The following is a 21,948-nucleotide window of genomic DNA, read 5'->3' on the forward strand; positions in this document are numbered from 1 at the left end:
TTTGATCACAATTCAAAAACAAACAGCCCAATGCAAAAGGTGATTTAAATCACAAAAAACCGTCCGGTAAAGGTGAGATTTTCGCTTTGTTGCCGACTTACAGCCTGTTTATGTGATGAATATCACTATAAACAGCCATTTGATAGGGTTTGGATGGTGATCCAGATCACAAACACCCCTCGGGGTACGCGAGACGAAAACGCCGTGATAGAGTCGATTTTGCATACAGAACGACTGGATGGTTTTTGGCGAAACCATCACGACTATGACGACGCGCAGCATCTAAGACGCGCACCACGAGGGGTGTTTTTATGTTATCACCAGATATCAAGGTCAAGGTACAGAATTTTGGCCGCTTCCTCAGCAATATGGTGATGCCCAATATTGGCGCATTCATTGCCTGGGGTTTGATTACTGCATTATTTATTCCCACCGGATGGCTCCCTAACGAGACGTTAGCCAAACTGGTTGGCCCGATGATCACCTACCTGCTGCCGCTGTTAATCGGCTACACCGGTGGTCGCCTTATCGGCGGCGAACGCGGTGGCGTGGTCGGTGCCATCACCACCATGGGCGTTATCGTTGGCGCCGATATGCCAATGTTTATGGGCGCGATGATTGCCGGCCCGCTGGGCGGCTGGGCAATTAAACGCTTCGACCGCTGGGTTGACGGTAAAATCAAAAGCGGCTTTGAGATGCTGGTGAACAACTTCTCAGCCGGTATTATCGGCATGCTGCTGGCGATGCTCGCCTTCCTGGCCATTGGCCCGATGGTTGAGCTGCTCTCTAAAGCGCTGGCAACGGGCGTTAACGTCATGGTGCAGAACAACCTGCTGCCGTTAACCTCTATCTTTGTTGAACCGGCGAAAATCCTGTTCCTCAACAATGCCATTAACCACGGTATCTTCTCACCGCTGGGTATTCAGCAGGCCACCGAAACCGGTAAATCTATCTTCTTCCTGATTGAAGCAAACCCAGGCCCAGGCCTCGGCGTGCTGCTGGCGTACATGTTCTTTGGCAAAGGTAGCGCCAAACAGTCTGCGGGCGGTGCGGCAATCATTCACTTCTTCGGTGGCATCCACGAAATTTACTTCCCGTACGTGCTGATGAACCCACGCCTGCTTCTGGCGGTGATTCTGGGCGGCATGACCGGCGTATTTACCCTGACCCTGTTCAACGCAGGTCTGGTCTCCCCGGCTTCTCCAGGTTCTATCTTTGCCGTACTGCTGATGACGCCGAAGGCCTCCATTATTGGCGTGGTGCTGTCGATTCTGGCCTCAACGCTGGTCTCCTTCCTGACCGCCTCTATGCTGCTGAAGCGCGTTCGCGTTGGCGATGAAGAGAGTAACGGTCTGGCCGAAGCCACCCGCCGCATGCAGAGCCTGAAGCAGCAGTCTAAATCCGGCGGGAAATCGTCCGGTGAGCTGCCACAGCCTGCGATGCGTAGCGAAACGCTCGACCTCTCTAAAGATTTGCACCACGTGCGTAAAATCATCGTGGCGTGCGATGCGGGCATGGGTTCCAGCGCATTGGGCGCAGGCGTGCTGCGCAAGAAGGTTAAAGATGCGGGTCTGACCCATATTTCAGTCACCAACTGCGCCATCAACAGTCTGCCTGACGATGTTGACCTGGTGATTACCCATCAGGATTTAACCGAACGCGCCATGCGCTTTGCACCACAGGCGATGCATATGTCGCTCTCTAACTTCCTGGATAGCGGCCTGTATACCGACCTGACCACTCGTCTGCTGGCAGCTAAACTGCCTGCCGCCGCCAACGACAGCCGTCTTATTAACCAGACGATTATCGCGGCGAACGACGACGCGTTCGACGGCACCGAGCGCGACGAGAATCTGTTTAAGCTCAGCGCAGACAACATTTTCCTCAACCTGACCGCCGAGAATAAGGCTCAGGCCATCCGCTTTGCCGGTGAGATGCTGGTTTCCGGTGGCTACGTTGAGCCGGACTACGTTGACGCCATGCTGGCGCGTGAAGCGCTGACCACCACCTATCTTGGAGAATCCATCGCGGTGCCGCACGGTACCGTCGAAGCCAAAGACCGCGTGCTGCGCACCGGGATTGTCATTTGTCAGTACCCAGAAGGCGTTCGATTCGGCGATGAGCCGGACGATATTGCCCGGCTGGTTATTGGCATTGCCGCCCGCAACAACGAGCACGTCCAGGTTATCGCCCGCTTAGCGAACGCGCTGGATGATAAAGACGTGATTGAGCGTCTGACGCAGACCACCAGCGTTCAGGAAATCCTGCAGATTCTGTCAGGCGAGCAAGCAGCATAAGGCTTCAGGGGCAGACGCCCCTGACATGGAAAGATTTTCTCGAGGTCAGATTTATGAAAGCGATTCATTTTGGTGCAGGGAATATTGGCCGGGGCTTCATTGGCAAACTGCTGGCCGACGCACAGGCGGAGTTAACCTTTGCCGATGTTAATCAGCCGCTGGTCGATCAGTTGGCGCACCAGCAGCACTATCAGGTCAACGTGGTGGGCGAAAACGCCCGCGTCGAGCAGGTCAACCGCGTGAGCGCCATCCACAGCAACAGCCAGGATGCCATCCGACAAATTGCCGAGGCGGACATCATCACCACTGCCGTTGGCCCACAGGTATTGAGCAAAATCGCCAGCACGCTGGCGCAAGGGCTGATTGCCCGCCACCAAAGCGGCAATCAGCAGCCGATGAACATTATTGCCTGCGAAAATATGGTGCGCGGCACCAGCCAGCTCAAGCAGCACGTACTGCTGGCGATGCCTACCGAGCTTCACGGCTGGGTGGAAGAACACGTCGGTTTTGTCGATTCTGCCGTCGACCGCATTGTGCCGCCGGGCTCCGCGGCGAACGACGATCCGTTGGATGTCACCGTTGAAACCTTCAGCGAATGGATTGTCGACAGCACGCAGTTTAAAGGCCAGCTTCCCGATATTGCGGGGATGGAATCCACCAGCAACCTGATGGCCTATATCGAGCGTAAGCTGTTTACCCTCAATACGGGTCATGCGATTACCGCTTATCTTGGACAGCTAGCCGGACATAAAACCATTCGCGATGCCATTCTGGATCCGGCGATTCGCGATGTCGTGAAAGGCGCAATGACCGAAAGCGGTGACGTGCTGATCAAACGTTATGGCTTTGATCCTGTACAGCATGCCGCTTACATCGAAAAAATCCTGACGCGTTTTGAAAACCCGTATCTGCATGACGATGTTGAGCGCGTTGGCCGTCAGCCGCTGCGTAAACTGAGTGAAGGTGACCGCCTGATTAAGCCATTGCGCGGCACGCTGGAGTACGGCCTGCCCTACAGCAACCTGGTGATGGGCATCGCGGCAGCGTTAAGCTATCGCAGCAGCAATGACCCGCAGGCGCAAGAAATGGTGGACCGGCTGCGTGATAATGGCGTCACCCACACTGTGACCCAGGTCTGCGGCCTGCAGGACGAGCCAGCCCTTGTCGCTCAGATTGTGAATGTGTATAACGCCATGCAACGGAAATAAATGTTGTTGCCCATTGGGTTGGAGCTGCTGCGCTGGCAGCAGCTCCGGAATAAGAAGGTAAGATGAAACAAAATCGCCTGCGCGTGATCGCGCAACCAGAGATAAAAGGACCTCATCCGAAGGAGCAGGCTCCCGTAAAGTCACGCGCTTCGGTCAATGAAACCACCATGATGGCAACAATGGACGAATCTGACCTTTATAAAAACCAGGCCGCCGAAAACCGGGTTCTCGAAAAGCTCAACGCGCGCCAGACGCTCAGCGGGTTTATTCAGACAACGGTCATTTTGCTCGCCGAAGCGGTAGACCTGTTGATCCTGCAGGCCTTTCGCAAAGATGACTACGCGGTGAAATACGCGGTTGAGCCACTACTCGAAGGCAGCGGCCCGCTGGCCAACCTGTCGGTGCGCCTCAAGCTGATTTACGCCCTCGGTGTGATTAGCCGCGACGAATACGAAGACGTTGAGCTGCTGGTTGCCCTGAACAACGAGCTGGAACAAGAGAATATTGTTTACAGCTTCACCGACGATGAAATCCTTGGCCCGATTAGTATGCTGCACTGCATGACGGCGCTGCCGCCTCAGCCAACGCTGCATATGCCGGAAGATGTCGTGGATGACGCGCTGCGGACCATGCAGGAACAGCGCTATCAGCAGATGGTGCGCTCCGCATTGGTACTGAGCGTCACTGACTTGATTACCCGTTTGTCGCACAAAAAAGCGTTCTGACCGCCCCGCCTTTTGCACATCAACCCTCTGCATAGGCTATTCGCACGGCGGTCTTTTCCGCCAGATGCTTTCCCCTCCTGCGTACTTCACGGTAAGTCGGCAAAAAAACAGGTGATTTTTTTGCCAGCACATCTTCCCGTTTCGCTCAACTTAGTATAAAAAGGCTGCTTTTACGGGATTCACATTCACTTAAATTAGCCTGGAGCAACATGAACACTTTCTCGGTTTCTCGTCTGGCGCTGGCATTGGCTTTTGGCGTGACACTGACGGCTTGCAGCTCAACCCCTGCGGATCAGCAGCCTTCTGACCAGGCCGCCCCTGGTACGGCGTCTCGCCCGGTGCTGTCAGCGGATGAAGCGCAGAACTTTGTCGCCGCGCGTTATTTCTCTTCTCTTGACCCTAACGCTGCCGCCTGGTCTCCGTCTTCCATCGCCGTTCCGGCCAAAGCAGACTTCGTCGTAGGTCCTGCTGGCACTCAGGGTGTGACTCACACCACCATTCAGGCTGCGGTTGATGCCGCGATTGCTCGCCACAGCAGCTCTCGTCTGTACATCGCGGTTCTGCCAGGTGAATACCAGGGCACCGTCTACATTCCAGCAGCACCGGGTAGCGTGACCATTTATGGTACCGGCGAGAAAGCGATCGACGTAAAAATCGGTCTGGCGATCGACTCCGAGATGGACCCAACGACCTGGCGTCGTCAGGTGAACCCAAGCGGCAAGTACATGCCGGGTAAACCAGCATGGTATATGTTTGACAGCTGCCAGAGTAAGCGCAGCGCAACCGTGGGCGTGATGTGCTCCGCAGTAGTCTGGTCGCAAAACAACGGTCTGCAATTGCAGAACCTGACCATCGAAAACAACCTCGGTGACAGCGTGGATGCCGGAACGCATCAGGCGGTAGCCCTGCGTACCGATGGCGATAAAACCCAGATTAACAAAGTGAACATTCTGGGCCGTCAGAACACCTTCTTCGTGACCAACAGCGGCGTCGATAACCGCCTGCAGAACAACCGCCAGACCCGTACGCTGGTCACCGACAGCTATCTGGAAGGCGATGTGGATATCGTTTCCGGTCGTGGCGCCGTGGTGTTCGATAAAACCGACTTCCGCGTGGTGAACTCTCGTACCCAGCAGGAAGGTTACGTGTTCGCGCCAGCAACGCTGTCCAACGTCTATTACGGTTTCCTGGCCACCAACAGCACCTTCACCGCAGCCGGTGACGGCGTGGCGCAGTTGGGCCGTTCTCTGGACGTGGATGGCAACACCAACGGTCAGGTTGTAATTCGCGATAGCGTGATTAACGAAGGCTTTAACTCGGCGAAACCGTGGGCTGACGCTGCCGTTTCTAAACGTCCGTTCAGCGGCAATACCGGCGCGCAGGACGAGAAAGGTCAACTGAAACGCGATCTGAACGATCGTAACTTCAACCGCATGTGGGAGTACAACAACCGCGGCGTGGGAAGTCACGTGGTGGCTGAACCTAAGAAGTAATCCAGCAAAAAGGGCTCATTGAATGAGCCCTTTTTATTGTTGCCTGAATGTGGCACAGAGCCGATTCCCGGCGGCGCTTCGCTTGGCCGGGTTACCGTTTAATGTGCGTTAACGACTACCCACATTGGGCCCTGGCCTACCGCGTAACGCCCTTTCTCTTGCAGCAGCCCCTGCTCACCAGCAATCTCATACACCGCGACGTGGTGTGATTTCTGTCCGGTAGCAATCAGGTATTTCCCGCTGTGATCGACGTTGAAGCCACGCGGCTGCGTTTCGGTCGGCTGGAAGCCTTCCAGTGACAGCACGCTGCCATCTTCGGATACGCTGAAGATGGTAATCAGGCTGGAAGTACGGTCACAGGTGTACAGGTGACGACCATCTGGAGTGATATGAATATCAGCCGCCCAGCGGGTATCGGTGAAATCAGCAGGCATCATATCCAGCGTCTGCACGCATTCGATTTTGCCGTACGGATCTTTAAGCTCCCAGACGTCTACAGAGCCGTTCAGTTCGTTGACGCAGTAAGCGTACTGTTCGTTCGGATGGAACACCATGTGCCGCGGACCGGCGCCTTCTACGGTGGTCACTTCCGCCGGGGTCTGAGCGGACAAGAAGCCGTCGTCACTCAGGGTGAACAGGCAGATGCGATCCTGCTTCAACGCCGGAACCCACAGGGTGCGGTTGTCCGGGGAAATATTCGCGGAGTGACAGCCATCCAGCCCTTCCACAACCGTCACGGTATCGCGCGGCAGGCCATCTTCCAGACGAATAACGCTGACGTTGGCCTGGTTATAGGAGGCGCTAAAGATGAAGTTGCCTTTGCGGTCGGTAGAGATATGGGTAGGGCTACCCGGCAGCGGTGCCTCAGCTTCATAGGTCAGTGCGCCATCGTCCGGCGCAATGCGGTAGGCCAGCACGCGGAATTCAGGGCGTACGCCGACGTACAGAAAACGTTTATCAGGGCTGATGACCATTGGCTGTACCTGACCTGGAACATCCACCACCTGAACCAACGTCAGGCTGCCGTCATGGTTCAGCGTCCAGACGTGGATCTGCTGACTCTCCGGGCTGGCGGTATAAACGGTCTGTTTCATGACTACTCCTTTCTGAAATCATTGAATTGGCAGCGACGACACGCTGCCTGGTCCACACAATTTTGCCGTACAGGTATCTCGGTGTACCATCCTGCACAGCGAATTTTCTCTTTAACTCGAGACAACACTATGACTGCACGTGTGATTGCCCTGGATCTGGACGGAACGCTCCTGACGCCTAAGAAAACCCTTCTCCCCTCTTCACTGGAAGCACTGAATCGTGCCCGTGCGGCGGGCTATCAATTAATGATTGTCACCGGTCGACATCACGTTGCCATTCATCCTTTTTATCAGGCACTGGCGTTAGATACACCTGCAATTTGTTGTAATGGCACTTATCTTTATGATTATCAAAATAAAAAAGTACTTGATGCCGATCCAATGCCGGTCGAAAAAGCCCAGCAACTGATTACCCTGCTGGATGAACATCAGGTACATGGCCTGATGTACGTCGACGATACCATGATGTATCAGTACCCAACCGGCCACGTTATCCGCACCAGCAACTGGGCACAAAGCCTGCCGGAAGCGCAGCGTCCGTCGTTCACCCAGGTCGATTCACTGGCGCAGGCCGCTCACGAAGTCGAGAACGTCTGGAAATTCGCGCTGACCGATGAAAACGGCCAAAAGCTGCGTGAATTCGCCGACCACGTCGAAAAAACGCTGCAGCTGGAGTGCGAATGGTCATGGCACGATCAGGTCGATATTGCCCGCCAGGGAAACAGCAAGGGCAAACGCCTGACGCAGTTTATCACCGCCCAGGGCTGGTCGATGCAGGACGTGGTCGCATTTGGCGATAACTTTAATGACATCAGTATGCTGGAAGCGGCCGGAACCGGCGTGGCGATGGGGAATGCCGATGACGCGGTAAAAGCCCGCGCCAACGTGGTGATTGGCGACAACACCACTGATGCCATCGCCGATTACATTAACCACCACCTGCTGTGATCAGGCGGTGATGGAAACGCTTTTCACCTGAGCGTAGAGCCATTGGCCTGGTTTAACCGCCAGGTCATCCCTCGCCCACGGGCTGATGCGCGCCCACAGCGTGCGCCCGCTGACGTCCAGCTGCACTTCCACCTGCCCGTTATCGTCGTAACACTGCACCACCTTCGCGTGCAGGACGTTACGAATACTGGTGTGTAACGAAGGTTGTAGCACCAGCGACACATCGGTGGCCTGAATGCGCACGCGCACCGCGCTCTGTAGCGGCTTATCAAGTTTATTCACCCAGATATGCTGGTCACCCAGCGCCAGTGCGGTCATTGAATAATGCGGATGATGTTCCAGCACCGTGACGCGCAAAATGCTGCTCTGCTGCTCCTGCGGCAACCACGGATGCATCACGCTGCTGCCCCACACCTCTTCCAGATTGCCAAAGGCTTTCACCTTTCCGCCTTCCAGCACTAGCACTTTATCAGCCAGATGCAGGATCTCATCCAGCGAGTGGCTGACGTAGAGCATGGGAATATTGATTTCCCGCGCCAGGCGCTGCAGATACGGCAGCAGCTCACGTTTACGCGGAATATCAAGCGAGGCCAGCGGTTCATCAAGCAGCAGCAATTCCGGTGCGGTTAGCAGCGCGCGGCCAATCGCCACGCGCTGTTTTTCGCCGCCGGAGAGGCTGCCAGGCAGTCTGTCGAGCAGAGGTTCAATCCCGAGCAGCGCCACCAGCTTATCGAACTGATCGGCCATACTTTTTGCCATGCCGTAGCGCAGATTCCCGCGCACCTTATAGTGCGGAAACAGACGCGCATCCTGGAACACGTAGCCGACGCGGCGTTTTTCCGGCGCCAGACACACGCCCTGCTCCGCATCATTTAATACGCGACCGTTGAGGACAATTCGCCCCTGCTGCGGTTTAGTCAGGCCGCTAATGGCGTTAATCAGCGACGTTTTACCCGCTCCGGAAACGCCAAACACGGCGGTAATACCCGAAGCAGGTAGGGATTCATCGATTTGCAGACAGTGCGTACCCAGCGTCTGGCTAAAGTTTAGCTCCAGCATGGTTACGCTCCCATCCGACGGCGGCTAATGCTTGCCAGCCATTCAGAAATCATCAGGGAAATCAGCGCCAGCACGATAGAAATCAGACACAGACGCGCCGCCGCGCTTTCGCCGCCGGGGGTCTGAATCAAGGTATACATCGCGGAAGGAATGGTGCGCGTCTCGCCTGGGATGTTAGAAACGAAGGTAATGGTCGCGCCAAACTCGCCAAGCGAACGGGCGAAGGCCAGCACGGTGCCGACGATAATTCCCGGTAGCATCAGCGGCAGCGTAATGGTGCAGAACACCCGCCAGCGTCCAGCGCCCAGCGTGCGCGCCGCTTGCTCCAGCTTGACGTCTACCCCTTCCAGCGCCAGACGAATGGCGCGAACCATCAGCGGGAACGACATCACCGCTGCGGCAATCACCGCGCCGCGCCAACTAAACGCGAAGGTCAGCCCGAACCAGTCATACAGCCAGGAACCGATAAAACCACGCCGCCCTAGCGCAATCAGCAGCAGGTACCCAACCACCACCGGCGGCAGCACCAGCGGCAGATGGATAAGACCATCGAGCAGCGCTTTACCCGGGAAGCTGCGACGAACCAGCAACCAGGCGAAAAAGATCCCAAACGGCAGGCTAAACACCACGGCCAGGGACGAAACTTTCAGGCTCAGCAGAACCGCCTGCCATTCGGGATCGGTCAATATCATTAGCGAGTCGTAAATCCGTAACGTTTAAAGATTTCGGATGCCTGCGGCCCTTTCAGGTAGTCATAGAACGCCGAGACGGTTGCGTTTTTATGGCCATCGATGATGGCAATCGGGTATTCCACTTTCTGGTGAGAATCTTCCGGGAAGGTGCCGACCACTTTGACGCCTTTACTGGCGACCGCATCGGAACCGTACACGATACCCAGCGGGGCTTCGTTACGCTCAACCAATGCCAGTGCGCCGCGAACGTCTTCAGCCGGAGCCAGTTTTGGTGACAGCGTTTCCCATGCGCCCAGCTTCTGCAGCGCTTCTTTCGCGTAGATGCCTGCCGGTACGTGATCCGGGTCGCCTACCGCCAGACGGCCGCCTTTCAGCAGACTGGTCCAGTTGGTTTTCGCATCAATGGTGATATCGCCCTGGGCGCTGGCTTTTGGCGCCACAACGACGAGGCTGTTACCCAGCAGGGTTTCGCGGGTTGCAGTGTCGATAGCTTTCTTATCAACCGCATAGTCCATCCATTTCTGGTCAGCGGAGATAAACAGGTCAGCCGGTGCGCCGGCTTCAATCTGGCGTGCCAGCGTAGAAGAAGAGGCAAAAGAAGAGACAACTTCAACGTTCTTCTCTTTTTTATATTCTTTCGCAATATCCTGCATTGCGTTAGTCAGCGATGCTGCCGCAAATACGGTGATCTTGCTTTCATCAGCCAGCGCGTGACCCGCAACGGAAAGGGTTAAAGTCGCCCCTGCAAACAAACGTAACCATGAACCTGTCATTTGAAACTCCTGTGTGTGGCGTTGTATATCGAAAAATACAGCGCAGAGTATAGGGGCTTTCCTGGATTAATGCATTACAGATACATGAATTATTGCTGTGTTTACGGGATGTTATCGGCAGGAGTGTGAAGAACTTCATAGCAAAACGCCCGGTTAGACCGGGCGTTTTGAGGAAATCAGTGGTTTTGCTGGTTGCCGTCTTTATGACCGACACCGGAGAAGATGTTAAACACTTCACCCAGACCGTAAATTAACCCCAGGATGATAGCCATCACTACGGGTACCATGATTACGGCAAAAACCAGACTTTTCAACAGCTCTAACATGGTTTACTCCAGACATTGTGATGCGGTTATTGTAACCGGATATCGCAGAATTACACTCCCTTTTGTGCGGTGTGCTTTGCGCTTGCTAACATTTGGGTCAGAATACCCTTTTTATTGCCAGGATACTCTTATGCAGGCCGAAATCCTTCTTACCCTCAAGCTTCAGCAGCGCCTGTTCGCCGATCCGCGCCGCATTTCACTCCTCAAACAGATAGCACAGACCGGCTCTATCAGCCAGGGAGCGAAAAATGCGGGTATCAGTTATAAGAGCGCATGGGATGCAATTAATGAAATGAACCAGCTAAGCGAGCAATCGCTGGTTGACCGGGCGACCGGGGGAAAAGGCGGCGGCGGCGCGGTGCTTACCCGCTACGGTCAGCGCCTGATTCAGCTTTACGACCTGCTGGCGCAGATCCAGCAGAAAGCCTTTGATGTACTGAGCGATGATGATGCCCTGCCGTTAGACAGCCTGCTCGCTGCCATTTCGCGCTTCTCATTGCAAACCAGCGCCCGCAACCAGTGGTTTGGTACCGTGACCCAACGTGACCACCAGCAGGTGCAACAGCACGTGGATATTCTGCTGGCCGACGGCAGTACGCGCCTCAAGGTCGCCATTACCGCCCAGAGCGGCGAACGTTTAGGGCTAGATGAAGGCAAAGAAGTGCTGGTATTGCTGAAAGCACCGTGGGTTAGCGTCACCCGTGACCCACAGGTCGCCGCATCGGCAGACAACCAACTACCTTGCCAGATAAGCCATATTCAGCGCGGCGAAGAACAGTGTGAAGTGTTGATGGCACTGCCGGATGGACAGACGCTATGCGCCACCCTGCCGCTGGCAGAAGCCGCGGGGCTGGAAGAAGGTGCTGACGTGACAGCATACTTTAACGCCGATCGCATCATTCTTGCCACGTTGTGCTGATGGCATTGACTTTGCGCTAAGGAAGACGTATCCCTGATGCATATTGCTGCAAAAAACGGGATACATCATGTCATCATTGCATATTTCGCAAGGCACGTTTCGTCTTAGCGACACAAAAACGTTAAAAATTGAGCATCTGAAACTGCGAGCTGGTGAGAGCTGGGCCTTTGTTGGTAGCAACGGTAGCGGTAAATCAGCGCTGGCCCGCGCGCTGGCCGGTGAGCTTCCGATACTCTCCGGCAACCGCGACAGCTCGTTTACCCGGATCACCCGTCTCTCCTTCGAACAGTTGCAAAAGCTGGTCAGCGACGAGTGGCAGCGCAACAACACCGACATGCTGAGCCCTGACGAAGACGACACCGGGCGCACGACGGCGCAAATTATCCAGGATGAAGTCAAAGACGAGGCGCTGTGCGCCCGGCTTGCCGCACAGTTTGGCATCAGCCATCTGCTGGAACGCCGCTTTAAATACCTTTCCACCGGTGAAACCCGCAAAACGCTGCTCTGTCAGGCGCTGATGGCGCAGCCGGATCTATTAATCCTCGATGAGCCTTTTGACGGGCTGGACGTGGCCTCTCGTCGCCAGTTAGCAGAACATCTGGCGGTGCTGCATCAGGAAGGTTATACGCTGGTGCTGGTGCTTAACCGCTTTGACGATATCCCTGATTTCGTGCCGTTTGCCGGGGTACTGGCCGACTGTACGCTAACGGAAACCGGCGAGAAGAAAGCGCTGCTCGAACAAACGCTGATTGCGCAGCTGGCGCACAGTGAGAAACTTTCCGGCATGACCTTGCCCGAGCCAGATGCCCCATCAGCCCGGCTCTCTATCGCTGATGACATGCCGCGCATCGTGCTGAACGACGGCGTAGTCTCCTATAACGATCGCGCGATCATCGACCATTTAAGCTGGACGGTAGCCCCGGATGAACACTGGCAAATTGTGGGCCCCAATGGCGCGGGTAAATCCACCCTGCTGAGCCTGGTGACTGGCGATCATCCCCAAGGCTACAGTAACGATCTGACGCTGTTTGGCCGTCGACGCGGCAGCGGTGAAACCATCTGGGACATTAAAAAACATATCGGCTATGTCAGCAGCAGCCTGCATCTGGACTACCGGGTGAGCACCACGCTGCGCAATGTCATCCTCTCTGGCTATTTCGACTCTATCGGCATTTACCAGGCGGTTTCGGATAAACAGCGCAAGCTGGTTGATGAGTGGCTACAAATCCTCGGCATGGACCCGCGCACCGCCGACGCACCGTTCCACAGCCTTTCCTGGGGGCAACAGCGGCTGGCGCTGATCGTCCGCGCGCTGGTGAAGCACCCTACGCTGCTGATCCTCGATGAACCACTTCAGGGGCTGGACCCGCTCAACCGCCAGGTGGTTCGCCGCTTTGTGGACGTACTGATTAGTGAAGGTAAAACGCAGCTGCTGTTTGTATCGCACCATGCGGAAGACGCGCCGGAGTGCATCACCCACCGGCTGGAATTCGTCGCCGATGGCGACGGCTATCGTTACGAAGTCGGCCCAGTTTAAGACCGCCACGATTGCCTGATGGCGCTACGCTTGTAGCCCGGCCAAGCGAAGCGCCGCCGGGTTTACACAACACGTTCCGATTATCACCTCACCTTTTTCAGACTTTTTTCACCCCACCCAGCTAACCCCTTTGATTTATAATGCAATCTGCTGAGATTGTTGCACTGATTCAAGTAGTGTAAGCGATTCCACTAATTTAGCCCATGTCACACTTTTGGCTTCTCTGTTATGCTAAGGTTATTCCATGCCATAAGCTTAACGGAGCTAAAAATGAAAGTATTGGTTACAGGTGGTAGCGGTTACATAGGAAGCCACACATGTGTGCAACTGCTGCAACAAGGTCACGATGTTGTCATCCTCGATAACCTGTGCAACAGCAAGCACAGCGTCGTTCCGGTTGTCGCCCGCCTGGGCGGCAAGCAGCCGAGCTTCGTCGAAGGTGATATTCGTAACGAAGCGCTGATGGTTGAGATCCTCAAGGATCACGCCATTGAGGCGGTGATTCACTTCGCGGGCCTGAAAGCCGTCGGTGAGTCCGTGCAAAAGCCGCTGGAGTACTATGACAACAACGTCAACGGTACCCTGCGTCTGATTGCCGCCATGCGTACCGCCAACGTCAAAAACTTCATCTTCAGCTCCTCCGCAACCGTCTATGGCGATCAGCCAAAAATTCCTTACGTTGAAAGCTTCCCGACCGGCACGCCGCAAAGCCCGTACGGTAAGAGCAAACTGATGGTTGAACAGATCCTGACCGACCTGCAAAAAGCGCAGCCGGACTGGAGCATTGCGCTGCTGCGCTATTTCAACCCGGTGGGTGCTCATCAGTCTGGCGATATGGGTGAAGACCCGCAGGGCATCCCGAACAACCTGATGCCGTACATCGCACAGGTCGCCGTGGGCCGTCGCGAATCGCTAGCCATTTTCGGTAACGACTACCCAACGCCCGACGGTACCGGCGTGCGTGACTACATCCACGTCATGGATCTCGCCGACGGCCACGTCGCCGCGATGGAAAAACTGGCGAACAAAGCTGGCGTACATATTTACAACCTGGGCGCAGGCGTTGGCAGCAGCGTGCTGGATGTGGTTAACGCGTTCAGCAAGGCCTGTGGCAAACCGATTAATTACCATTTTGCTCCACGTCGCGATGGCGATCTCCCCGCTTACTGGGCCGATGCAACCAAAGCTGACCAGGAGTTGAACTGGCGCGTAACCCGTAACCTTGACGAAATGGCGCAGGACACCTGGAACTGGCAGTCCCGTCATCCTCAGGGATATCCAGACTAAGGATTTTGTCATGACGCAATTTAACCCCGTCGACCATCCACACCGCCGTTTTAATCCGTTAACCGGCCAGTGGATCCTTGTATCGCCGCATCGTGCAAAGCGCCCCTGGCAAGGAGCGCAAGAGACACCAGCAAAACAAACGCTGCCCGCGCACGATCCGGATTGTTTTTTATGCCCAGGTAATACCCGGGTGACGGGTGATAAAAACCCCGACTACACCAGCACATACGTTTTTACCAATGACTTTGCTGCGCTGATGACCGACACGCCGGACGCGCCGGAAAGCAACGATCCGCTGATGCGCTGCCAGAGCGCACGCGGCACCAGCAGGGTGATTTGCTTCTCGCCAGACCACAGCAAAACGCTGCCGGAGCTGAGCGTCGATGCGCTGAAAGCCGTGGTGAAAACCTGGCAGGAGCAGACCGCAGAGCTTGGCCAGCAGTACCCGTGGGTACAGGTATTCGAAAACAAAGGCGCGGCGATGGGCTGCTCCAACCCGCACCCGCACGGACAGGTCTGGGCTAACAGCTTCCTGCCAAACGAGATTGAGCGTGAAGACCGCCTGATGCGCGAGTACTACGCCGAGCAAAAATCGCCAATGCTGGTTGACTACGTTAACCGCGAGCTGGCCGATGGTAGCCGCACGGTCGTAGAAACCGAGCACTGGCTGGCGGTGGTGCCGTACTGGGCGGCGTGGCCGTTCGAAACGTTGCTGCTGCCAAAAGCGCACGTGCTGCGTATTACCGATTTAACCGAAGCGCAGCGTGACGATTTAGCGCTGGCGCTGAAAAAACTGACCAGCCGTTATGACAACCTGTTCCAGTGCTCCTTCCCCTACTCTATGGGCTGGCACGGCGCACCGTTTAACGGAGAAGAGAACGCACACTGGCAGCTGCATGCCCATTTCTATCCGCCGCTGCTGCGCTCCGCTACCGTGCGCAAATTTATGGTTGGCTATGAAATGCTGGCAGAAACCCAGCGTGACCTGACGGCAGAACAAGCGGCTGAACGCCTGCGTGCGGTCAGCGACATCCACTTTCGCGAGTCCGGAGAATAACAATGAGTCTGAAAGATAAAACCCAAACCCTGTTCGCTGAGAAATTCGGCTACCCTGCTACCCACATTATTCAGGCTCCGGGCCGCGTTAACCTGATTGGTGAACACACCGACTACAACGACGGCTTTGTTCTGCCGTGCGCCATTGATTACCAGACGGTAATCAGCTGCTCGCCGCGTGATGACCGCCTGGTACGCGTGATTGCCGCCGACTACGACAACCAGAGCGACGAGTTCTCTCTCGATGCCCCGATCGTTAGCCACGATACCCAGCAGTGGTCAAACTACGTACGCGGCGTGGTGAAGCATCTGCAAAAACGCAATAACGCGTTTGGCGGCGCAGACCTCGTTATCAGCGGCAACGTGCCACAGGGCGCGGGCCTGAGCTCATCGGCGTCTCTGGAAGTAGCGGTCGGCACCGTTTTCCAGCAGCTGTATCATCTGCCGCTCGACGGCGCGCAGATTGCGCTGAACGGCCAGGAAGCAGAAAACCAGTTTGTCGGCTGTAACTGCGGCATTATGGACCAGCTTATCTCGGCACTCGGCAAGAAAGACCACGCGCTGTTGATCGACTGTCGTTCGCTTGGCACCAAAGCGGTATCCATGCCGAAAGGCGTCGCGGTCGTCATCATCAACAGTAACTTCAAACGCACTCTGGTCGGCAGCGAGTACAACACGCGTCGCGAGCAGTGTGAAACCGGCGCACGCTTCTTCCAGCGCCCAGCGCTGCGCGACGTGACCATCAACGAATTCAACGCCGTTGCCCATGAGCTTGACCCGATTGTGGCTAAGCGCGTGCGTCACGTGCTGACTGAAAACGCGCGTACCGTTGAAGCGGCCGCTGCGCTGGAAAAAGGCGACCTGCTGCGTATGGGCCAATTGATGGCTGAGTCCCACGCTTCCATGCGTGATGATTTCGAAATCACCGTGCCGCAGATTGATACGCTGGTTGAGATCGTGAAAGCAACCATCGGCGACCAGGGCGGCGTACGCATGACCGGCGGCGGATTCGGCGGCTGCATCGTGGCGCTGATCCCTGAAACGCTGGTGCCTGCGGTGCAACAGGCCGTGGCCGAACAGTACGAAGCCAAAACAGGAATTAAAGAGACGTTCTACGTCTGCAAACCGTCACAAGGAGCAGGACAGTGCTAAGAGAAACGCCAGCGCTGGCCGCAGATGGCCAGCCGTACCGAGTGATTACGTTACGCAACGCCAATGGCGTGGTGGTGACGTTAATGGATTGGGGCGCCACGCTTTTGTCTGCGCGCATTCCGATGAAAGACGGCAGCGTGCGCGAAGCGCTGCTGGGCTGTGCGTCGCCGGAACAGTATACCGAGCAAGCGGCGTTCCTCGGCGCTTCTATTGGCCGCTATGCTAACCGTATCGCCAACAGCCGCTATACGCTGGACGGGAAGACGGTCGAGCTTGCGCCAAGCCAGGGTCAGCATCAGCTGCACGGCGGTCCTGAAGGCTTTGACAAGCGCCGCTGGGCGATTGCCTCTCAGAACCCTACGGAGGCCGTTTTCATCCTCACCTCGCCTGACGGCGACCAGGGCTATCCGGGCGAGCTTCAGGCAAAGGCGACCTATCGCCTCACCGAGGATAATCGTATTTCGATTGAGTACCGCGCAAGCGTCGATAAAGCCTGTCCGGTGAACCTGACAAACCACGTCTATTTCAACCTCGACGGCAATCAGACCGATGTGCGTAATCACAAGCTGCAGCTGCTGGCGGATGCTTATCTGCCCGTTGATGAGAGTGGGATCCCGCACGATGGGCTGAAAGATGTTGCGAACACCAGCTTCGATTTCCGTGAACCGAAAACCGTGGCGCAGGATTTCCTAAGCGACGATGACCAGAAGAAAGTGAAAGGCTACGATCATGCTTTCCTGCTTCAGGCAAAAGGCGATGCCAGTAAAGTGGTCGCCAACGTTTGGTCCGCAGATGAAAAACTGCAGATGGCGGTTTATACCTCCGCACCGGCAATTCAGTTCTATTCCGGTAACTATCTGGACGGCACGTTATCCCGTAGCCCGCAGCCTTACGCCGCCTGGCAAGGCCTGGCGCTGGAAAGCGAGTTTCTGCCGGATAGCCCGAACCATCCAGAGTGGCCGCAGCCGGACTGCGTGCTGCGCCCAGGTGAAGAGTATGTCAGCCTGACGGAATATCAGTTTACCGCGTTGTAATATTACGTTTTGCCGGGTGGCGCTTCGCTTATCCGGCCTACGCGTAGCCCGGCCGAGCGAAGCGACGCCGGGTATTTCCCCACTCTCTCGACGAAGTTTTAGGCACATCGCTGAAAATTGCGCCACGCAAAGACAAAATCATAACGCCTGATTCACATGCACCTTACACTGGAGCACTATTTTCGCTATGGTTATGCATAAGCGTTGCCGTCGAGCCTATCGCGGCAATATAATGAGAATTGTTATCATTCAATAAAGCTTGAGGAGTGAGAGTATGGCTGTAACTAAGCTGGTACTGGTTCGTCACGGTGAAAGTCAGTGGAACAACGAAAACCGCTTTACCGGTTGGTACGACGTTGATCTGTCTGAGAAAGGCGTTAGCGAAGCAAAAGCGGCAGGTAAACTGCTGAAGGCTGAAGGCTTCAGCTTTGATTTTGCTTATACCTCCGTGCTGAAACGTGCCATCCACACTCTGTGGAACGTGCTGGATGAACTGGATCAGGCCTGGCTGCCGGTTGAGAAATCCTGGAAGCTGAACGAGCGTCACTACGGTGCGCTGCAGGGTCTGAACAAAGCTGAAACCGCTGAAAAATATGGTGACGAGCAGGTTAAACAGTGGCGCCGTGGCTTCGCGGTAACCCCACCAGAGCTGACCAAAGATGACGAGCGCTACCCGGGCCACGACCCGCGTTACGCGAAGCTGACCGATAAAGAGCTGCCAACCACCGAAAGCCTGGCGCTGACCATCGAACGCGTCGTCCCTTACTGGAACGAAACCATTCTGCCACGCCTGAAAAGCGGTGAGCGCGTGATCATCGCCGCTCACGGTAACTCCCTGCGTGCACTGGTGAAATACCTGGACAACATGGGCGAAGACGAAATCCTCGAACTGAACATCCCAACCGGCGTACCGCTGGTGTATGAGTTCGACGAGAACTTCAAGCCAATCAAACATTACTATCTGGGTAACGCTGACGAAATCGCTGCGAAAGCAGCTGCCGTCGCGAACCAGGGTAAAGCGAAGTAATACACCAATGCCGGATAGTTTTCGCTATCCGGCATTTCCTCTATTTTGACGGATTGAGTATCTCGTCAATTTGCGCGTCGCTAAGCGAGAGTGCAAAAAACGTCTGATAAAAGCGTCGCGTTTCCTGGCGCATATCCACGTCGGTAAATCGCTGAGGATAAAGCGTTTTTGCCAACCACAGGAACTGTAACGCCTCTTCGCTCGTCTCCCGACACCACCAGAACATCCCTTTAGGATTCACGTACACCCGATGGTGAATCACCGCATCAACCTGAGCCCACTGTGGCGACGTCATCATTTCATCGGCATCGCGTTTATTCATGGCAACGATAACCGCCGGATTAGCCGCCAGAATCTGTTCCAGTGAGACTTCACCGGCACGATTAGGTTTAGCCGCAAACCAATTTTCAGCCACGTTACGGGCACCGGCAAGGTCCATCCAGTCCTGATTCAATGACGGTTTACCGGTGGTGGTCAGCGCGTTGCCCATACTGTGATACACCGCGCGTCGCTCATTATCCGGCAGGTCTTTCAGCCGTGAGGCCACCAGCGCGACGTTGTGATCAAAATAGTGCTGATAGCGCGCGGCTTTTTCCTGGGCATCTGGCCCCAGCACATCTGCCGTTTTCTGTACCCTCGCGGTGAGCGCCGCCATTGAATTCGCCTCAAAGGCCAATATGCGAACCCCCGCGCCTTCCAGTAGGGATTGGCGAGGAATACTCATTGATTTCGGCACGAACAGGAGCTGAGTGCGAAGCGAAAGAATGCGTTCAGGATTCAGTTCATGCCCATTGTTGACGCTCACCACCGGTACATCGTCAATCCGCGGTAGGCTTTGGCGAAAGAGTGGGATCCGTTTGGCAACCTGGGAGGTCCCGACAATATTATCGCCGTAGCCCAGCATGGCGATGATGGTGTTTTGCGCTGGCCACGGCGAGACAATGCGAACATCACTTTGCGGCGTGGCAGCAAACAGGCTCCCCGCCACCAGCCAGGCTAGCGCGGGGATAAGACGACTTATCGTCATGCCATTTTCCTTTAGAAGTCCAGCGTTACGGATGCGCGAACTTCGCGGCCGCTGCCGATAAAGGCGCTTGGGGAACCGTTATCGCCATCGGTACCTGATGGGAAAATAGACGCCCAATAATGCTTATCAAACACGTTATTGACCACTACGCGGAAGGTGGTCGGTACGTTGCTGATTTTAGTGGTATATCGAGTGCCTAAATCCCAGGTTGTATAGCTGCTGGCCCAGGCGGTATTGGTATCGTTGGCGGCGCGCTTACCGGTATAGTGCACGTTCGCGCTGTACACCCATTCAGGCATCGATGGCAGGCTGTACTCTGCCAGCAGGTTAGCCTGCACTTTAGGCACCCCAACAACCTGTTTATCACTGGTCGCGCTGCTAACGGTATCTTTCAGTTTTGGATTAAGGAAGGTCACACCGCTGTAGATATTCAGCCCCTGCCAAACGTTGCCGGAAGCCGTCAGCTCAAGCCCGTTATTGACCTGATTACCTTGCTCTTTATAGACATTTTCCGTCGGGTCAACATAAGCAAACGGGCGTTCAAGACGGAACAGCGCCGCGCCCAGGTTCATCCCGGAGACATCGGCCTTCAGACCCATTTCGTACTGCTTGCTACGGTAAGGATCGAGCGTCTGACCGGCGTTTTTCACGCCGCTATCCGTTGGTGCAGTGCCGCCCTGTTCCAGCGATTCAGCATAGCTGATGTAGCTCATCACGTTCGGCGTGATTTTGTACATAATCGCGGCGTTAGGGCTCAGGCCATTCTCATCAACCTGACTGGTTTTGCTACCGCTTTTATTGTAGTTCTGCGCCTGAATCCAGCTCTGGCTAAGGTAGAACATCGCAGACCACTTCGGCGTAAAGGTGACCGTATCGCCCAGGGTGATGCTCTGCTGCGTGTTTACGCTGGATTTATAGCGATCGCCGCTGGTACGAATTTTCCCATCACCCAGCTCTTCCATTGAGGAAGGGTTATACATGTTGGTGGTTCCCCAACTGTATGACGACCCGGTGCCTTTTGCGCTGTACAGTGACCAAACGTAACCCGTCGTCGAGAGCGCAATATCATGCCCGATAGAACCGGTATCCACATGCCCGTTCAGCGCTACCGTATTACTCAGCACGCGAAAACGTCCGGCAGCAGTCGAGTCTTTCATCGAGCGGCTAATATCGCCGTTGTTGTTGATGATTTTGTTCGACACGCTGCGCATAGCGCGATCCGCCTGCTGCCAGCCCACTCCGGCGTTCACAGACCAGTCATCATTGAAATAGTGAATGAGTCGAGTACTAATGGTATCGGTCGTCAGATCGTTACCGGCGGTATGCAACGCCAGGTTCTTATCTTTTGGATTTGGCGCGGAAGGCAGTTTAATGCCGGGACCATAGCTGAAGCTTCCTGGATAACCTTTCTGGATAAATTCATAGTGGCTGGCATCGAGCTGTAGCTGCGTGCCAGGCTGAATATTCCAGTCGAAGGCAACGGAAAGCAGCTTACGGCGCAGCGTACTGTCATCCAGGTTCCCCTCGCCTTCCTGATTCAGCACGTTTACGCGATAGCCAAAACGATGCTCATCATCAATGTGTCCACCCAGGTCAACGTGGCCGGTGAACGCGCTGCGGCTTTGATAACCTAAAGTCACTTTTCGCAGCGTTTCTTCCGTTGGGCGTTTCGCCACAAAGTTAAACTGACCCGCAGGGCTCGCCGGGCCATAAAGCGCACCTGTCAGGCTGTTAAGCACATCCAATCGCTCCAGCATTTCCACCGGGAATGCCGTTGTAGAGACAATATTCAGTCCATCCAGGCGACTGTTCGCCACCACGCTGCCCTGCATGCCGCGGCTCTGCGGACGTCCAACGTCCATGCCGCCGCGCGCCTGCATTTGCGTACTGGGTGAGTATTTGAGAAGTTCGCTGACGCTTTGCGCCTGCTGGTTTTCGATCATCTCTTTGGTGACGGTGGTGCTGGAATATGGCGTATCAACCCAGGATTTGGTGCCGAGCGGGCCCACATCGATATCGTTAGTTTTAAATCCCGCGCCGGAAGCCGCGTGCGTAGTATCGGCTTCGGGCTGGCTGGTCACCACCATGGTGTCTTCGGTAGACGATTTAGCATGCGCGCTTTGCGGCGCCAGAGTGATAAGTAGCGGCAACAGCGTTGCCAATTGGGTAGGCTTATTCATTTGTATTATCAATCGTTATGTAAATATTTATATTACGATCGATATGTATGTGTAAATTTGATCTCAATCATTTCAAAACTTTTAAGGGCTTGAGATAACCCTTTATGATTACAA

At 55.4% G+C, this 21,948-nt stretch carries 19 protein-coding genes; 12 read left to right on the plus strand and 7 right to left on the minus strand.

Going from position 1 to position 21,948, the window contains the following annotated elements:
• The first annotated feature begins 311 nt into the window (after positions 1 to 311).
• The 4 genes from MY052_RS16515 to MY052_RS16530 all read left to right on the plus strand — a co-directional run bounded on the left by MY052_RS16515 (position 312) and on the right by MY052_RS16530 (position 5,723).
• Positions 312 to 2,297, plus strand: coding sequence for a PTS mannitol transporter subunit IICBA (locus MY052_RS16515; protein ID WP_035892221.1), 1,986 nt, complete (start codon positions 312 to 314; stop codon positions 2,295 to 2,297).
• A gap of 53 nt (positions 2,298 to 2,350) precedes the next feature.
• On the plus strand, positions 2,351 to 3,505 hold the full coding sequence (locus MY052_RS16520) for a mannitol-1-phosphate 5-dehydrogenase (protein WP_248537437.1): 1,155 nt from the start codon (positions 2,351 to 2,353) through the stop codon (positions 3,503 to 3,505).
• A 167-nt stretch (positions 3,506 to 3,672) separates the two neighbouring features.
• On the plus strand, positions 3,673 to 4,230 hold the full coding sequence (locus tag MY052_RS16525; RefSeq protein WP_227675190.1) for an MltR family transcriptional regulator: 558 nt from the start codon (positions 3,673 to 3,675) through the stop codon (positions 4,228 to 4,230).
• A 209-nt stretch (positions 4,231 to 4,439) separates the two neighbouring features.
• Entirely contained in the window at positions 4,440 to 5,723 is a 1,284-nt protein-coding gene (locus MY052_RS16530) for a putative acyl-CoA thioester hydrolase (protein WP_248537438.1), read from the plus strand.
• A gap of 98 nt (positions 5,724 to 5,821) precedes the next feature.
• On the opposite strand, the gene pgl is transcribed toward MY052_RS16530, so the two are convergent.
• A complete protein-coding gene (pgl, locus tag MY052_RS16535; protein WP_035892216.1) occupies positions 5,822 to 6,817 on the minus strand; it encodes a 6-phosphogluconolactonase in 996 nt (331 codons plus the stop codon).
• Between the two features lie 129 nt (positions 6,818 to 6,946).
• Here pgl and MY052_RS16540 point away from each other — a divergent pair, with 129 nt between their 5' ends.
• On the plus strand, positions 6,947 to 7,765 hold the full coding sequence (locus tag MY052_RS16540; RefSeq protein ID WP_115074602.1) for a pyridoxal phosphatase: 819 nt from the start codon (positions 6,947 to 6,949) through the stop codon (positions 7,763 to 7,765).
• Here MY052_RS16540 and modC read toward each other — a convergent pair whose 3' ends face one another.
• From modC to MY052_RS16560, 4 genes are all read right to left on the minus strand, one after another.
• On the minus strand, positions 7,766 to 8,824 hold the full coding sequence (gene modC / locus MY052_RS16545; protein WP_123651722.1) for a molybdenum ABC transporter ATP-binding protein ModC: 1,059 nt from the start codon (positions 8,822 to 8,824) through the stop codon (positions 7,766 to 7,768).
• Between the two features lie 2 nt (positions 8,825 to 8,826).
• Positions 8,827 to 9,516 (minus strand): molybdate ABC transporter permease subunit, encoded by a 690-nt coding sequence (gene modB, locus MY052_RS16550; protein ID WP_035892212.1) that lies wholly within the window; start codon positions 9,514 to 9,516, stop codon positions 8,827 to 8,829.
• The gene (modA, locus tag MY052_RS16555; RefSeq protein WP_035892211.1) at positions 9,516 to 10,289 is read right to left on the minus strand and encodes a molybdate ABC transporter substrate-binding protein; all 774 of its coding nucleotides are present in this window, start codon (positions 10,287 to 10,289) and stop codon (positions 9,516 to 9,518) included. The genes modB and modA overlap by 1 nt, the downstream gene beginning before the upstream one ends.
• 176 nt (positions 10,290 to 10,465) lie before the next feature.
• Positions 10,466 to 10,615, minus strand: coding sequence for an AcrZ family multidrug efflux pump-associated protein (locus tag MY052_RS16560; RefSeq protein ID WP_035892210.1), 150 nt, complete (start codon positions 10,613 to 10,615; stop codon positions 10,466 to 10,468).
• A 130-nt stretch (positions 10,616 to 10,745) separates the two neighbouring features.
• Between MY052_RS16560 and modE the strand changes: the two genes are divergently transcribed.
• The 7 genes from modE to gpmA all read left to right on the plus strand — a co-directional run bounded on the left by modE (position 10,746) and on the right by gpmA (position 18,627).
• Positions 10,746 to 11,534, plus strand: a complete 789-nt coding sequence (gene modE / locus MY052_RS16565) for a molybdenum-dependent transcriptional regulator (RefSeq protein WP_035892209.1) — start codon at positions 10,746 to 10,748, stop codon at positions 11,532 to 11,534.
• A 67-nt stretch (positions 11,535 to 11,601) separates the two neighbouring features.
• Positions 11,602 to 13,071 carry a molybdate ABC transporter ATP-binding protein ModF gene (gene modF, locus MY052_RS16570; protein ID WP_248537439.1) on the plus strand — a complete coding sequence of 490 codons (1,470 nt, stop codon included), beginning with the start codon at positions 11,602 to 11,604 and terminating at the stop codon, positions 13,069 to 13,071.
• Between the two features lie 270 nt (positions 13,072 to 13,341).
• Positions 13,342 to 14,358, plus strand: coding sequence for a UDP-glucose 4-epimerase GalE (gene galE, locus MY052_RS16575; protein WP_248537440.1), 1,017 nt, complete (start codon positions 13,342 to 13,344; stop codon positions 14,356 to 14,358).
• 10 nt (positions 14,359 to 14,368) lie between these two features.
• On the plus strand, positions 14,369 to 15,415 hold the full coding sequence (gene galT / locus MY052_RS16580) for a galactose-1-phosphate uridylyltransferase (protein WP_035892205.1): 1,047 nt from the start codon (positions 14,369 to 14,371) through the stop codon (positions 15,413 to 15,415).
• A 2-nt stretch (positions 15,416 to 15,417) separates the two neighbouring features.
• Positions 15,418 to 16,566, plus strand: coding sequence for a galactokinase (galK, locus tag MY052_RS16585; protein ID WP_248537441.1), 1,149 nt, complete (start codon positions 15,418 to 15,420; stop codon positions 16,564 to 16,566).
• Positions 16,560 to 17,600, plus strand: coding sequence for a galactose-1-epimerase (gene galM, locus MY052_RS16590; RefSeq protein WP_248537442.1), 1,041 nt, complete (start codon positions 16,560 to 16,562; stop codon positions 17,598 to 17,600). The genes galK and galM overlap by 7 nt, the downstream gene beginning before the upstream one ends.
• A gap of 274 nt (positions 17,601 to 17,874) precedes the next feature.
• Positions 17,875 to 18,627, plus strand: coding sequence for a 2,3-diphosphoglycerate-dependent phosphoglycerate mutase (gene gpmA / locus MY052_RS16595; protein WP_035892201.1), 753 nt, complete (start codon positions 17,875 to 17,877; stop codon positions 18,625 to 18,627).
• Positions 18,628 to 18,667: 40 nt separating this feature from the next.
• Here gpmA and MY052_RS16600 read toward each other — a convergent pair whose 3' ends face one another.
• Both MY052_RS16600 and MY052_RS16605 read right to left on the minus strand, forming a co-directional pair.
• Entirely contained in the window at positions 18,668 to 19,654 is a 987-nt protein-coding gene (locus MY052_RS16600; protein ID WP_202216217.1) for an ABC transporter substrate-binding protein, read from the minus strand.
• A gap of 11 nt (positions 19,655 to 19,665) precedes the next feature.
• Complete coding sequence (locus MY052_RS16605) at positions 19,666 to 21,834, minus strand: TonB-dependent receptor (protein ID WP_248537443.1); 2,169 nt, start codon at positions 21,832 to 21,834, stop codon at positions 19,666 to 19,668.
• Between the last annotated feature and the right edge of the window lie 114 nt (positions 21,835 to 21,948).

Origin of the sequence: Kluyvera ascorbata, assembly GCF_023195735.1 — a bacterium.
Taxonomy (GTDB): domain Bacteria; phylum Pseudomonadota; class Gammaproteobacteria; order Enterobacterales; family Enterobacteriaceae; genus Kluyvera; species Kluyvera ascorbata.

Excerpts from the sequence above, each read along its gene's own strand:
- MY052_RS16515 (WP_035892221.1), top strand. The coding sequence starts at position 312 with ATGTTATCACCAGATATCAAGGTCAAGGTACAGAATTTTGGCCGCTTC.
- MY052_RS16520 (WP_248537437.1), top strand. The coding sequence starts at position 2,351 with ATGAAAGCGATTCATTTTGGTGCAGGGAATATTGGCCGGGGCTTCATT.
- MY052_RS16525 (WP_227675190.1), top strand. The coding sequence starts at position 3,673 with ATGATGGCAACAATGGACGAATCTGACCTTTATAAAAACCAGGCCGCC.
- MY052_RS16530 (WP_248537438.1), top strand. The coding sequence starts at position 4,440 with ATGAACACTTTCTCGGTTTCTCGTCTGGCGCTGGCATTGGCTTTTGGC.
- pgl (WP_035892216.1), bottom strand. The coding sequence starts at position 6,817 with ATGAAACAGACCGTTTATACCGCCAGCCCGGAGAGTCAGCAGATCCAC.
- MY052_RS16540 (WP_115074602.1), top strand. The coding sequence starts at position 6,947 with ATGACTGCACGTGTGATTGCCCTGGATCTGGACGGAACGCTCCTGACG.
- modC (WP_123651722.1), bottom strand. The coding sequence starts at position 8,824 with ATGCTGGAGCTAAACTTTAGCCAGACGCTGGGTACGCACTGTCTGCAA.
- modB (WP_035892212.1), bottom strand. The coding sequence starts at position 9,516 with ATGATATTGACCGATCCCGAATGGCAGGCGGTTCTGCTGAGCCTGAAA.
- modA (WP_035892211.1), bottom strand. The coding sequence starts at position 10,289 with ATGACAGGTTCATGGTTACGTTTGTTTGCAGGGGCGACTTTAACCCTT.
- MY052_RS16560 (WP_035892210.1), bottom strand. The coding sequence starts at position 10,615 with ATGTTAGAGCTGTTGAAAAGTCTGGTTTTTGCCGTAATCATGGTACCC.
- modE (WP_035892209.1), top strand. The coding sequence starts at position 10,746 with ATGCAGGCCGAAATCCTTCTTACCCTCAAGCTTCAGCAGCGCCTGTTC.
- modF (WP_248537439.1), top strand. The coding sequence starts at position 11,602 with ATGTCATCATTGCATATTTCGCAAGGCACGTTTCGTCTTAGCGACACA.
- galE (WP_248537440.1), top strand. The coding sequence starts at position 13,342 with ATGAAAGTATTGGTTACAGGTGGTAGCGGTTACATAGGAAGCCACACA.
- galT (WP_035892205.1), top strand. The coding sequence starts at position 14,369 with ATGACGCAATTTAACCCCGTCGACCATCCACACCGCCGTTTTAATCCG.
- galK (WP_248537441.1), top strand. The coding sequence starts at position 15,418 with ATGAGTCTGAAAGATAAAACCCAAACCCTGTTCGCTGAGAAATTCGGC.
- gpmA (WP_035892201.1), top strand. The coding sequence starts at position 17,875 with ATGGCTGTAACTAAGCTGGTACTGGTTCGTCACGGTGAAAGTCAGTGG.
- MY052_RS16600 (WP_202216217.1), bottom strand. The coding sequence starts at position 19,654 with ATGACGATAAGTCGTCTTATCCCCGCGCTAGCCTGGCTGGTGGCGGGG.
- MY052_RS16605 (WP_248537443.1), bottom strand. The coding sequence starts at position 21,834 with ATGAATAAGCCTACCCAATTGGCAACGCTGTTGCCGCTACTTATCACT.